The organism is Shimia aestuarii (assembly GCF_022814865.1).
GTDB lineage: Bacteria > Pseudomonadota > Alphaproteobacteria > Rhodobacterales > Rhodobacteraceae > Shimia > Shimia aestuarii_A.
Genome location: NZ_JAKVRD010000004.1, coordinates 93,061 through 106,701, shown reverse-complemented (window position 1 = coordinate 106,701; position 13,641 = coordinate 93,061). Strand labels below are relative to the sequence as shown.

At 62.0% G+C, this 13,641-nt stretch carries 10 protein-coding genes; 5 read left to right on the top strand and 5 right to left on the bottom strand.

What is annotated here, in order from left to right; genetic code table 11:
* Window positions 1-5 precede the first annotated feature (5 nt).
* On the top strand, window positions 6-1,286 hold the full coding sequence (locus MK745_RS05770) for a 3-deoxy-D-manno-octulosonic acid transferase (protein WP_243612327.1): 1,281 nt from the start codon (window positions 6-8) through the stop codon (window positions 1,284-1,286).
* A gap of 105 nt (window positions 1,287-1,391) precedes the next feature.
* Here MK745_RS05770 and MK745_RS05765 read toward each other — a convergent pair whose 3' ends face one another.
* The 5 genes from MK745_RS05765 to MK745_RS05745 all read right to left on the bottom strand — a co-directional run bounded on the left by MK745_RS05765 (window position 1,392) and on the right by MK745_RS05745 (window position 8,227).
* Window positions 1,392-2,555, bottom strand: coding sequence for a M20 aminoacylase family protein (locus MK745_RS05765; protein ID WP_243612326.1), 1,164 nt, complete (start codon window positions 2,553-2,555; stop codon window positions 1,392-1,394).
* Between the two features lie 30 nt (window positions 2,556-2,585).
* A complete protein-coding gene (locus tag MK745_RS05760; protein ID WP_243612325.1) occupies window positions 2,586-3,758 on the bottom strand; it encodes a M20 aminoacylase family protein in 1,173 nt (390 codons plus the stop codon).
* Window positions 3,759-3,787: 29 nt separating this feature from the next.
* A complete protein-coding gene (locus MK745_RS05755; protein ID WP_243612324.1) occupies window positions 3,788-5,128 on the bottom strand; it encodes an NAD(P)/FAD-dependent oxidoreductase in 1,341 nt (446 codons plus the stop codon).
* A 5-nt stretch (window positions 5,129-5,133) separates the two neighbouring features.
* Window positions 5,134-6,297 carry an acetylornithine deacetylase gene (argE, locus tag MK745_RS05750; RefSeq protein WP_243612323.1) on the bottom strand — a complete coding sequence of 388 codons (1,164 nt, stop codon included), beginning with the start codon at window positions 6,295-6,297 and terminating at the stop codon, window positions 5,134-5,136.
* Window positions 6,298-6,406: 109 nt separating this feature from the next.
* Window positions 6,407-8,227: an ABC transporter ATP-binding protein gene (locus MK745_RS05745; RefSeq protein ID WP_243612322.1), complete on the bottom strand. Its 1,821-nt coding sequence runs from the start codon at window positions 8,225-8,227 to the stop codon at window positions 6,407-6,409.
* A 298-nt stretch (window positions 8,228-8,525) separates the two neighbouring features.
* Between MK745_RS05745 and MK745_RS05740 the strand changes: the two genes are divergently transcribed.
* The 4 genes from MK745_RS05740 to MK745_RS05725 all read left to right on the top strand — a co-directional run bounded on the left by MK745_RS05740 (window position 8,526) and on the right by MK745_RS05725 (window position 13,621).
* A complete protein-coding gene (locus tag MK745_RS05740) occupies window positions 8,526-10,229 on the top strand; it encodes a peptide ABC transporter substrate-binding protein (RefSeq protein ID WP_243612321.1) in 1,704 nt (567 codons plus the stop codon).
* Window positions 10,230-10,352: 123 nt separating this feature from the next.
* The gene (locus MK745_RS05735; protein ID WP_243612320.1) at window positions 10,353-11,360 is read left to right on the top strand and encodes an ABC transporter permease; all 1,008 of its coding nucleotides are present in this window, start codon (window positions 10,353-10,355) and stop codon (window positions 11,358-11,360) included.
* Entirely contained in the window at window positions 11,353-12,324 is a 972-nt protein-coding gene (locus MK745_RS05730) for an ABC transporter permease (RefSeq protein ID WP_243612319.1), read from the top strand. The genes MK745_RS05735 and MK745_RS05730 overlap by 8 nt, the downstream gene beginning before the upstream one ends.
* Before the next feature lie 259 nt (window positions 12,325-12,583).
* Window positions 12,584-13,621, top strand: a complete 1,038-nt coding sequence (locus MK745_RS05725; protein ID WP_243612318.1) for a YeeE/YedE family protein — start codon at window positions 12,584-12,586, stop codon at window positions 13,619-13,621.
* The last annotated feature ends 20 nt before the right edge of the window (window positions 13,622-13,641 follow it).

Sequence of the window (13,641 nt, the reverse complement as noted above, 5' to 3'; positions counted from 1 at the left end):
CGGAGATGGCCGCGCCCGCGCTGACCTTGACCTACCGCCTGTATCAGGCGCTGACAGCCCTTGGCGCACCATTGGCGATGCGCGAAGCACGCAAGCGCTTTGTCGAAACCAATGGCCCTCTCGACCGCCTGAGCGAACGCGCCGGACGCACTAGCGTGGCACGCCCAGAAGGACGTCTGGTCTGGATACACGCGGTCAGCGTCGGCGAGTTTCGCTCGATCCTCGGCCTTGTCGACCGGCTTGTCGCCGATGGCGTCCACGTCCTCGTGACCACGACCACCGCCACCTCCGCCACCCTCGCGGCCGAACGCTTGCCCGACGGGGCCTTGCATCAGTTCTCGCCGCTCGACACACCGCAGGCGACCCGGCGTTTCCTCGATCACTGGCGCCCCGACCTTGTCGCCTTTGTCGAAAGCGAAATCTGGCCCAACCAGATCGTCGCCGCTCACCGTCGCGGCCTGCCGCTCGTGCTCTTGAATGCCCGCCTCTCGGCGCGCTCCCTCAAACGCTGGCAGAAACTCTCTGCCACGGCTGAAAGCCTCTTTGCCCGTTTCTCCCTGATCCTGTGCCAGGTAAAGGGCACGGAACAGGCCTTGGCCCTGCTCGGCGCGGATGCCATGGTGACCTCGACAACCGGCGATCTCAAGGCCGATGCCGACGCCTTGCCTATCGACCCGGACGAGGCCGCGCGCTTATCTGCATTGATCGGGGACCGCCCGCTCTGGGTCGCCGCCTCGACCCACGAGGGCGAAGAAGAACAGGTGTCCGCCGCTCATCGCATCGTCACTGGCACCTCCCGCGAAAGCCTCCTCATTCTCGTGCCGCGCCACCCCGAGCGCGCCAATGCCATCGCGCACCAACTGGCCGAGGAAGGTTGGCAAATCGCCCGCCGCAGCGCGGGTCAGGACCCCGGTCCAGACACCCAGATCTACCTCGCCGACACGCTCGGAGAGACCGGTCTCTGGTATCACCTCGCGCCTGTGGTCTTCGTCGCAGGCTCCTTCGCCCCTGTCGGTGGCCATAACCCCTACGAGCCCGCGCATTTCGGCTGCGCGATCCTGCACGGCCCCCTCTACGCCAATTTCGCGCTGGCCTATGGCGAAATGACCCGCCGCGACGCCTGCCTCGAAGTCGAAGACGCGACAGCGCTCGGGCTCACGGTTGCGGGCCTCTTTCAGACCCCGCGCCTCGCTCCGCTACAGGACAACGCCCGCGCCTATGTCACCTCTGCCAAGAACCTTCAGGACGACATCGCCGCCCGCCTGCGCGCCCTGATCGAGGCATGAAAAAGGGCGCCCAAGAGCGCCCCTTTCTTCTTCTCTGTGACAAATACTCTGGGGTGAATTGGCCGTGTGCGGCCAAGAGGGGCAACGCCCCTCCGCCCCGTCACGTCACGCCGCGGGCATCCGCTGTTCGACGATCTCCGCCCACCAGCTACAACCCGCCGGGATGGCCTCGTCGTTAAAGTTGTATTCCGGGTGGTGCACCATCGCCGTGTCGCCATTGCCGACAAGGATATAGGCACCGGGCCGCTCTTCGAGCATGAAGGCGAAATCCTCGCCGCCCATGACAAGCGGCGCCTCTTCGCAATCGCCGCTCACAGCCTTCGCCACGTCCACGGCAAAATCGGTCTGCTCGTCCGAGTTGACCATGACCGGGTAGCCGCGGTGATAGATGACCTCGACCGTGCCGCCAAAAGTCGCTGCGATACCGTCGCAAATCCCCTTGATCCGTCCTTCCGCCAAATCGCGCATCTCAGGGCTGAGCGTGCGCACCGTGCCCTTGAGATGGACTTTCTGCGGAATAACGTTGAACGCCTTCGAGGAGGTCTCGAACGAAGTCACCGAGACAACCACCTGATCGATCGGATCGGCATTGCGGCTGGCGATGGTCTGAAGCGCGGTCACCGCCTGCGCCCCCATCACCGTGGTGTCGATGGTCTCATGCGGTTTCGCAGCGTGCCCCCCCTTGCCCTCGAAATGAATGTCGAACTGGTCCGTTGCGGCAAAGAACGGCCCCGAGCGGATCGCGAAGGAGCCAACCGGTTTGCCCGGCCAATTGTGCATCCCATAGACTTCCTGAATGCCCCAGCGCTCCATCATACCATCGTCGCACATTTCCTTGCCGCCGCCGCCGCCTTCTTCGGCGGGCTGGAAAATGACAACCACGGTGCCGTCGAAATTGCGCGTCTCGGACAGGTATTTCGCCGCGCCCAAAAGCATCGCCGTATGGCCGTCATGGCCGCAGGCGTGCATCGCGCCATCGGTCTTGGAAGCATAGTCGAGCCCGGTCTGTTCATGGATCGGCAACGCGTCCATATCCGCGCGCAAGCCAATGACCTTGCCTGATCCTGTCGTCTTGCCCTTGATGACACCTACGACACCGGTGCGGCCAATCCCGGTCACGACCTCATCACAGCCGAATGCTTCGAGCTTTTCCGCCACGATCGCGCTGGTGCGGTGGGTCTCAAAGAGGATCTCCGGGTTCTCATGAAGATCGCGCCGCCATGCGGTGATCTCGTCCTGCAATTCTGCAAATCTGTTCTTAACGGGCATGTCTCTCGCTCCTGTTCTTGCACGTTGTCTCTAGTTGTTGGTCAGCGGCATCCGCCGCTCGACCAGTTCCGCGAACCAGCTACACCCAAACGGGATCGCGTCATCTTCGAAGATATAGGCCGGGTGGTGGCACATCGGCCCATCCCCATTGCCCAGAAAGATATAGGCTCCGGGCCGCTCCTGCAGCATGAAAGAGAAATCTTCCGCCGGCATGATCGGGTCCGTCACCTCGTCCACATTGTCCGAGACCGCCCGCGCCGCATCAACCGCATAGGCGGTTTCCGCCTCGGTGTTGATGGTGACCGGATAGCCCTCATCCCACGTGACCTCGGCCTCTGCGCCATAGGCCTGTGCCGTGTGCTCTGCGATTTGCCGGATACGCATCTCGGCAAGCCCCCGCCCCTCAGGGTCAAGCGTGCGCACTGTCCCCTTCATCCGCACCCGGTGCGCAATGACGTTAGAGGCGTTGCTGTCGCTCTCGAATGTGCCCACGGTGAGCACCACACGATGGATCGGGTTGACGCTGCGCGACACGATGGATTGAAGCGCCACAACGATCTGTGCCGCGACCAAGGTCGTGTCGACTGCCTCATGCGGGGCCGCCGCATGGCCGCCCTTGCCTGTCACCACGATCTCGAACTCGTCCGCCGAGGCAAGAAGCGGACCGGGCCGCGTCGCAAAAGATCCGACAGGCAGGCCCGGCATATTGTGCAGCCCATAGACCTCCTGAATCCCCCAACGCTCCATAAGCCCATCGTCACACATCGCCTTGCCACCCGCGCCGCCCTCTTCGGCGGGCTGGAAGATCAACACCACCGTGCCGTCGAAATTGCGCGTCTCCGAAAGGTATTGTGCCGTCCCGAGAAGGATCGCCGTATGCCCATCATGGCCACAGGCGTGCATCTTACCCGGCACCGTGCTGGCATAGTCCACACCCGAAGCCTCCTCGATCGGCAGCGCGTCCATATCCGCGCGCAACCCGATCACGCGGCCTTTTGTGTCGCTCTTGCCCTTGATGACGGCAACAACCCCGGTCTGCCCGATCCCCGGCGTGATTTCGTCCACGCCAAAGCCTTCAAGGCGCTCGACAACAAAGCCCGCCGTCTTGTGCACATCATAGAGAAGCTCTGGATGCTGGTGCAGGTGGCGCCGCCACTCCGTGATATTTTCCTGCATTTCTGCAATACGATTGCGTATCGGCATGACGCCACCCCTCTGTCTCGCAAAACTCGTCAGATATCCGGCCCAAGCTCAAGCTTCGACCCGTCTGAAAACCGTGTGACCCGGAAGCGGTTCAGAGCGTGGCCAAGCTCACCGCCCGACACCAAATCCGCCATAATCCGCCCAAACGCCGGACCAATCCCAAACCCATGCCCACACATCCCCGTGCAGATCGAAAGCCCTTCGAGCGGCGCGCGATCCACCACCGGCACAATATCGGGAAGCGAGTCGATCATCCCGGCCCAGCTCGTCCTGATCTCGACCTTGCCGAGCGCCGGGAAAAGCGCCTCGAAATCCGCTCGGATCTTCTCGACAATCGCCGTGTTCGGCAATGGGTCCAATATCCGCATCGCCTCAAACGGCGTTGGCGCATCCGCGCCGAACCGCCGTTTCGTCCCCCAACCGTCCGGGTAGCCCTTAGGCGCGCGCGGCCTGTAGGTCCGTCCGAACGGATCGCGGATCAGCTCTGGGATATAGGCCGGGAAATGGCGAAACGCATCCGGCCCGATATAAAGTTCATGATACCCCGCCGAGGCGAGCGTATAGCCCCCGTCCTGCCGCCGCCGAAACGCAAGACCGTCGCCATTCGCGCCGCCCTGATGCACATCCGGAAGGGCATTTGTCGCCGCCACGGTTGCGCGCACCGAAAGCTGCGGGATCTTGATCCCCTCATTGCGCAGGAAAAGCGACGACCACGCGCCGCCCGCGACAATCACCTCCGGCGCGCGAATACGGCCTTTCTCGGTGACGACGCCCGCGACCTTGCCGCCCTCGCGATCCAAGACCCGCGCCGCGCAGCCCTCGAGGATCACCGCGCCCTCGCGCACCGCCGCCCGCGCCAGTGCCGGCACCGCGATGAACGGTTCGGCCCTCATGTCCGATGCCGTATGAAGCGCACCCCGGAACGTCTTTGCTATGCCGGGAAACATCTCGCCGACGTCGGCCCCGGAGAGCATCCGGCTATCGACCCCGATCTCGCGCGCCCCTTTCAGCCACGCCTCGTAGCGCGCCTCATCAGCTTCATCTTTCGCCAGATAGGTCAGCCCACAGGTTGTAAGCCCAAGATCCTCGCCAACCTCCGCCGCGAGGTCTTTCCAGAGACGGTTCGCCTCCATCATGATCGGCAATTCCGCGAGGTCGCGCCCCTGCTGCCGAATCCAGCCCCAGTTGCGCGAGGATTGTTCGCCCGCGATCCGCCCTTTCTCGAGGACGACCGGGCGAAGCCCCTTCTTGGCAAGATAATATGCCGCCGTGATCCCGATGATCCCTCCGCCGATGATAACCACGTCCGCCTCTTTCGGAAGCGGCCCGGTATGTTCGGCGGCAAGGCCCATATGGATCACAAACGCCATATGCCTCAGCCCCGCAGCATGTCGACCAATCGTCGCATAAAGGCTTCGCCAGCTTCGAACTGTGCCACGGTCAGGAACTCATCCGGCTGATGCGCCTGTTCGATATTCCCGGGGCCACAAACCACACCGGAATACCCGCCATTCTGGAAGTGCCCGGCTTCGGTGCCATAGCTGACAACACGCGGCGCATTATCCCCGGTGAGGCGGCGCACAATCTGTTCGGCCTCGCCGTCTTTCTCAGGTACAAGGCCCGGCACGTCGAACATTTCCTCAAGCACGATATGCGCCTCCGGGCGCACCGCCTGCATCTCGGCCTCGACCTCGGCCACCTTCTCGCGGAATCGGTTGGCCCACCCCTCGGCGCTTTCCCCCGGCACGACCCGGAAGGTGAGCGCGAACCGGCAGTCGAGCGCCGTGATATTATGCGCCGTGCCGCCTTCGATCTTGCCAACATGCACCGTCGTCCAGGGGGGCTCGAACATCGCATCGATCTCGCTCGGCACCTTGGCGCGGTTTTCCTCATTCATCTCGTTGGCCCACTCGATGAGCTTGGCCCCGTACATGATCGCGTTGACGCCGGTGTGCATGATCGAGCTATGCACCTCGAAACCGCGCACATGCACCTCGAACCCCGTGCCGCCCTTGTGGCCCGTCACCGCCTGCATCATCGACGGCTCGCCCACGATCACCGAACTGGCTTTCGGCACCTTGCCATCCATCGCCGCGATAAGCGGCGGCGCACCGGTGCAGCCGATTTCCTCGTCATAGCTTAGCGCGATCTGCAGCGGACGCTGCACCTCTGCGGAATGAGCCTCCACTAAGGCCCAGATCGCCAGCGCGTCGAAACTCTTCATGTCGCAGACACCGCGCCCGTAGAGCTTGCCATCGCGCTCGACGACTTCGAACGGGTCCGATGACCATGGCTGTCCCTCAACCGGCACGACATCCGTATGTCCCGACAACACGATCCCGCCCTCAATCTCTGGCCCGACATGGGCAAAGACCGCGGCTTTCTCGTTGGTCTCGTTGTAGTGGCGATGCACGGTGATGCCATGCCCACTGAGATAGTCATCAACCCACTCGATCAGGGGCAGGTTGCTGACATCGCTGACCGAGGGAAAGCTCACAAGCTTCTCCATGATCTCGCGTGCGGAAAGTGTCTCGCTCATCGGTTCGGCCTTTCGATACGTGTTGCCGCGCTCCTATCGCGTTCGCCCGACGAGGCCAACGCGCTCCGCTGCGGCACAACCCGCATCCCTTGTAAAATCGTCATGAGGTTCAGTATCCGCTATCCGTCGTCAGGATCTTGTGTCCCGGCGAAACCTCTCGGTATTCGCTCGGCGCGGCCTCATAGCCAACCGGATGGATGGGCGACGGGATCGGCTTGAAATTGAGATCTCTCTCGCTCTTGCGCTGACGCGGATCGGCCACTGGCACAGCCTTCATAAGCGCCCGCGTGTACGGGTGTTGCGGGTCTTCGAACACGGCCCGGCGCGGTCCGATCTCCACGATCCGGCCAAGATACATCACCCCGACATAATGGCTCACCCGTTCGACCACCGCCATGTCATGGCTGATGAACAAGTAGCTCAGGCCCAGTTCCGCCTGCAATTCCATCATCAGGTTCAACACCTGCGCCTGCACAGACACATCAAGCGCCGAGACCGCTTCATCCGCCACGATCAACTTGGGGTTAAGAGCAAGCGCGCGGGCAATCGCGATCCGCTGCCGCTGCCCTCCCGAAAGCTCATGCGGGAATCTCTTCATGAAACTGCGCGGCAATTCCACCCGGTCGAACAAATGCGCGACTCGATCCTGCATCTCGCTGCCCTTGTGGGTGCCGTAGTTGCGCATCGGTTCCGCGACCTGCTCCATGAGCTGCATCTGCGGATTGAGCGAGGCGAACGGATCCTGAAAGATCATCTGTAAATCGCGGCGCACCTTGTGCATTTCTTTCTGCGACAAGGAAAGAACATCGCAGCAGTCAAACTCGACATGCCCCGATTCCGGTTCCACGAGCCGCATCAAGGACCGCCCTACTGTCGACTTGCCGCAGCCCGACTCGCCCACGAGCGACAGGGTCTGCCCCTTATTCACCGTAAAGGACACGTCCTCGACGGCATGGACCCGTGCCACCGTGCGGCGCAATAGGCCGCCCTGCACCGGAAAGCGCGTCACAAGGTTTCTCACCTCAAGGATTGGGGTCTCTTCACCTGGAATCGGATCAAGCGTCTGCCCCTCCACCCCAAAGAGCTTCATCGGGCGCGGCAGGTCGGTGCCGGTCATCTCGCCAAGTTTCGGCACCGCCGCCAAAAGCGCCTTGGTGTAGTCATGCTTGGGGTTCTCGAAGATCTCCTCGACCGGACCTTCCTCGACCTTATTGCCGCGGAACATCACGACAACCCGGTCCGCCATTTGCGCCACCACTGCCATATCATGGGTGATGAACATCACCGCGGTGCCCGTCTCGCGCTTGAGGCGGTCCATCAGCGCAAGAATTTCCGCCTGAATCGTCACGTCGAGCGCCGTCGTCGGCTCATCTGCAATCAACAGGCGCGGCTCACAGGCCATGGCCATCGCGATCACCACGCGCTGCCGCATCCCGCCCGAGAGTTCATGCGGATATTGCTTGAGGCGCCGCTCCGGCTCGGGGATCCGCACCTGCTGCAACAATTCGAGTGCCCGAGCCTCGGCTTGCTCGCGTGACAGTTTTTTGTGCAGACGAAGCCCTTCTGTAAGCTGTCTGCCCACCGTGAACACCGGATTGAGCGCCGTCATCGGCTCTTGGAAGATCATCCCGATCTCATTTCCGCGAATCGTTCGCATGAGACCTTGGTCGGTTTTGGCAAGATCGACCTCGCCGCCTTCCTTGCGATCAAAAAGCAGGCGCCCGCCCGAAATCTCGCCACCGCCATACTCGATCAGCCGCATCAGAGACAGGCTCGACACCGATTTCCCAGAACCGGATTCGCCAACGATACAAACGGTTTCCCCCGGCTTCACGGCAAAGGAAACATCCTCCACCCCGACAACTTTACCGTTCTTGGTTTCGAACTCGACTCGCAGATTTTCGACCGAGGCGATCGTGTTGTCCAACATCTGGCGGCTTCCCTGCTGATTTTTCTATTTGGTCAATAGCTTGACGCTAACGACAGCTTTGCCCGCATGTCAAACACCCGCAAGAGGCGACGACACTGGCGTTGGGTAAACTTGTCGGAGAGACTTGCATTTTGCAAATCCTTAGATTGATAGTGGGACCAGTCGAGAGGGGATGTCAGGTCTGCGCCGCATGTGGGGCGTGTGCCAATTGCCGTTTTCTCAACAAGACACTCAACCGCGAACGGCAGGCAATGCCGTCGCATCGAAGCGCAAATTGCGCACCAACAAGGAGTGAGACATGAAGGTTAAAACCCTTATGCTTGGGGCTGCGGCCGCCTTTGCAATGGCCCCTGCGGCCATGGCCGAGCGCGGATCGGATGGCCACGTAAACATCATCTACTGGCAGGCGCCGTCGATCCTGAACCCGTATCTGTCGAGCGGGACCAAGGACATCGAATCGTCGTCGCTGGTGATCGAACCGCTTGCGCGCTTCGCCCCGGACGGCGCTCTGGTGCCTTACCTCGCCGAAGAGATTCCGACCGTCGCCAACGGTGGCGTGTCCGAAGACCTGACCTCGATCACTTGGAAGCTCAAAGAAGGGCTGAAGTGGTCTGACGGCACCGACGTGACCGCGCGCGACGTGCAGTTCACTGCCGAATACTGCATGCACCCGGAAGGTGGCTGTGCGCAGTTCGCCAAGTTCGAAGGCGTGGACACCGTTGAGGTGATTGACGACCTGACCGTCAAGGTGAACTTCTCTGAACCCAAGCCGAACCCCTATTCGGCCTTCATGGGTGGCCAGTCGCCGATCATCCAAGCGGCCCAGTTTGCCGATTGCCTTGGCGCCAAGGCTCCGGAATGTACCTCGGCAAACTTCATGCCGATCGGCACCGGCCCCTTCAAGGTGGATGAATTCAAGCCGAACGACGTGATTTCCATGTCGGCCAACCCGAACTACCGCGACCCGGCCAGACCGGCCTTCGCCACGCTGACCTTCAAAGGCGGCGGTGACGCGACTGCAGCAGGCCGCGCGGTTCTCGAGACCGGCGAATTTGACTACGCTTGGAACCTCCAGCTCGCCCCCGACGTCCTCGCCAAGATGGCAGAAGGCGGCAAGGGCAAGACCGTGGCAGCCTTCGGTTCGCTCGTGGAACGTCTTGAAATGAACATGACTGACCCGAGCCCGGATCTCGCGCCTGACGTGCGCGCAACGCGCAAGGCTCCGCACCCGTTCCTGACCGACCTCAACGTGCGTAAGGCTCTGTCGATGGCGATCGACCGTGAACTCCTCGTCGAGATCGGCTACGGCCAGGCAGGTCGCCCGACCTGTAACCTCGTGCCGGGTCCGGCAGTCTATGCCTCCGACAACACCGAGTGCTTCACGCAGGACATCGAAGGCGCCAAAGCGCTTCTCGACGAAGCCGGTTGGGTGGATAGCGATGGCAACGGCATCCGCGACAAGGACGGCGTTGAACTCTCGATCCTCTACCAGACCTCGACCAACGCCGTGCGTCAGGACTTCCAGGCCCTCATCAAACAGTGGTGGTCGGAAATCGGTGTTGAAACCGAACTGCGCAACCTGAACGCTTCGGTGTTCTTCGGTGGCGACCCCGGCTCGCCGGACACGTTCCAGAAGTTCTACGCAGACGTGGAAATGTATGCCAACAACTTCGACGGCACCGATCCGCAGGCCTACCTTGCGATGTATCGCTGTGGCAACGAGCCGAAGCCGGAATCGCAGTGGCAGGGTGAGAACATCAACCGCTTCTGTGACCCCGAGTATGACAAACTCGTCGCCGAACTGTCCAAAACCTCGGAACTTGAAAAGCGCTATGAGCTTGCCAAGAAGATGAACGAGATCCTGACCAAGGAAACCTACACCATCGTTCCGCTGGTGGACCGTGGTCGCGTGTCGGCCCACTCCAATACCCTTGGCGGTGTGGTTCTGAACACTTGGGACTCCGAGCTTTGGAACGCAGCTGACTGGTATCGCATCAAGTAACCGCTGCACCATCAACCCGTCCCGAGGCTTGACCCGGGGCCTCCCGCCCGTCACGGTGGAAGGCCCCGGTTATCGCACTGGGGCGGGTTGCACCAATAATAAGCCCTCATAAAGGCGACGCCCATGCTGACATTCACGATCCGCAGGCTGATCCTCGCAGTGCCGACACTGCTGTTCATCAGCCTTGTGATCTTCCTGCTGCTCGAACTCGCCCCCGGCGACCCTATGGCGCAGGTCCCCCTCACCGTCCCCCCTGACGTCAAGATGAAGATGCGCGAGGCGCTTGGTCTCGGGGAGCCCCTCCATATCCGCTACTGGAAATGGCTGGTGCAATTCTTCTGGATTGAACCCCAAGTTCTCATCGACTCGATCTTCGACACCTCTTTCGCCGAAGGCAAACAACGCATCCTGTCCTGGCAGACCCGCTCGCCGGTCATGGATATGGTCGTGCAGCGCCTGCCCCAGACCCTCTGGGTTGTCGGCATGTCCTATATCGTCGGTATCCTGATCGCGCTGCCGATCGGCATCTACTCGGCCTACCGCCAGTATTCGATGTTCGATCAGGCCGGGACATTCGTGACAATGATCGGCTTCTCGATCCCGCCCTTCTTCACCGGCCCACTTCTGGTGATGATCTTCGCGGTGCAACTCGGCTGGTTCCCATCGGTCTATGACACCACCCACGTGGTCAACGACTGGGATAGCTTCATGGTCCAGCTGCGCCAGATGATCATGCCGGTCATGGTGCTCGCCCTGCAAACCACGGCGCAGATCAGCCGCTTCATGCGCGCCTCCATGCTCGACAACCTCAATCAGGACTACGTGCGTACCGCGCGCGCCAAGGGCCTACCGGAAAAGATCGTTGTGCTTGTCCACGTGCTGCGCAACTCCATGATTCCGGTGATCACCGCGATTGCGCTTGGCATCCCCGGCATCTTTGGTGGCGCGATCATTACCGAGGTGGTGTTCAAGGTGAACGGCATCGGCGATCAGCTCCTCAACGCGCTCTTTGCCAATGACCTGCCATCGGTGCAGACACTCGCCTTCATGATTGCGGTGCTCATCGTCCTCTTCAACCTCATCGCCGATGTGCTCTACGGCGTGCTCGACCCGAGGATTCGTTATGACTGAGACGCTTGAAAAGAAAATCGAGCCGCTTCAGGATCTCGAACCCTCCGAGCCGCCCCATTCGCAATGGAAGGACGTCTGGGACCAGTTCAAAAAGCATAAGGGCGCCCTCATGGGCGGGTCATTCCTCCTCCTGATTACCCTTGGTGTGCTGTTTGGCGAATATATCTGGACCCTCGATCCGCAAAAGCTCGACATCCGCAACAAGGACATCCGACCGATCTACACGATCCTCTGGGATAGTGGTGCCAAGGTCCAATGGGGCCACCCGCTCGGCACCGACAACCTTGGGCGCGATGCACTCGCCAACATGATCGTCGGCGGACGCACCTCCATGGCTGTCGGCTGGGTGGCGATGCTTCTGGCGCTGTCCATCGGAACAACCATCGGCGTGCTCGCGGGCTTCTTCCGCAAGCTCGATGGCCCACTGATGCGCTTCACGGATCTCGTCCTGTCGCTTCCGATCCTGCCCCTGCTGCTTGTCGCCGTGACCCTGTTTCGCGATGCACTCAGGGCTCAGCTCGGCCCGGAGACCGGTATGTTCCTCCTGATCGTCGGCGTGGTCGGCGTGACCTCTTGGATGCAGACCGCGCGCATCGTGCGCTCCGAGGTGCTCGCCCTCAAGGAACGAGAGTTCATCCTCGCCGCCCGCTCCATCGGCACCACGCCCGGTGCGATCATCCGTCGGCATCTGCTCCCGAACGTGATCTCGCCGATCATGGTCTCGGCCACACTTGGCCTTGCCACGGCGATCATCACCGAAAGCGCCCTGTCCTTCCTCGGGGTCGGCTTCCCGCCGGACTTCCCGACATGGGGCAAGATGCTTGCAGACGCCGTGCCACGCATGGATCAATTCCCCGAGCGCGTCATGTTGCCCGGTCTCGCGATCTCGCTCACTGTGCTCTCGGTGAACTACCTCGGTGACGGTCTGCGCGACGCGCTCGACCCGCGCATCCGCGGACGCTGAAACACACCCGCCAAGGGCCTGCTCAAAGGCCCTTGGCACCTCGCGCCTGTGCGAAAATAAGAACATCCCTCACCGCCATCATTGGTCTCCACACCGCCCGTTTCCCGCATCAACTCAAATCGGGACAAGCGTTCTGCCCGAACAGAACAGCAGGGAAAATGTCCCGCAAAGCACCGCATTCCTCAAGGAAACCTCACTTGATTCTGCGCCTCCCCTGCGCCATCTGGAACGATGTTCTAATCCCGCGCGAGGAAGACCCATGTTTGAATCCCTTGGCTTTGAAAATTACACCGCCCCGCAGGTCGCTGTTGGCTTTGCCCTCCTGATCGGCCTTGTCTATGGCGTGCTCGCTGAACGCACGGGCTTCTGCCTGCGTCGCTCGCTGATTGGTGAAGATCGTCGCGCTGCTGCTGGTGTCTGGCTCTCGGCGCTCGTCGTCGCCCTTCTTGGCACCCAAGCCATTGCCCAAGCCGGGCTGATTGACTTTGGCGAACACCGCTTCTTTGCCGCCGATCTGCCGCTCCTCGCCATCGTGGTGGGCGGGTTGCTGTTCGGGGCCGGCATGGTGCTCGCGCGTGGCTGTGCCTCGCGTCTGACCGTCCTGACCGGGACGGGCAACCTGCGCGCTCTGACCGTGATCCTCGTTTTCGCGCTGACCGCACATGCCACCCTCAAAGGCGTGCTCTCGTCGCTGCGCACCGGCCTCGGCTCGGTCACGTTGCCACTCGAGTCCGCGACCCTGCCGGGCACCCCGCTGCTGTGGACCGCGCTCATCGCCGTGGCCGCCATCGCCGTGATCCTGCGTTCGGGCAACCGCCCCCGCGCATTGCTCGGCGGCGCCCTCATCGGCGCGCTCGTGCCGCTCGCATGGGTTGGCACCGGCTATGTGCTCTATGATGATTTCGACCCGATCGCGCTACAGGGCCTGTCGTTCACTGCGCCTGCCGCAGACACGCTCTTCTTCACCGCGGCCTCGACCGCCGTCTCCGCCAACTTCGGTATCGGCCTCATCGGTGGTGTGGTCGTAGGGTCGCTCATCGCCTCCCTCGCCTTCGGCTCCTTCCGCTGGCAGAGCTTCACCGCCCCTGCCGAGACCGGCCGCTACCTCTTCGGTGCCGTGCTGATGGGCTTCGGGGGTGTGCTGGCCGGTGGCTGCACCGTCGGCGCGGGTCTCTCGGGTATCCCGACACTCTCGCTCTCCGCGCTTGCCGCCATTGCGTCGATCGTCGTCGGCACGCTGGCAACCCAGCGCCTGCTCAACGCCGCCCCGCGTGGCGCAGCCGTCCCGGCGGAATAATCCCACCGCGCGGCGTTTGC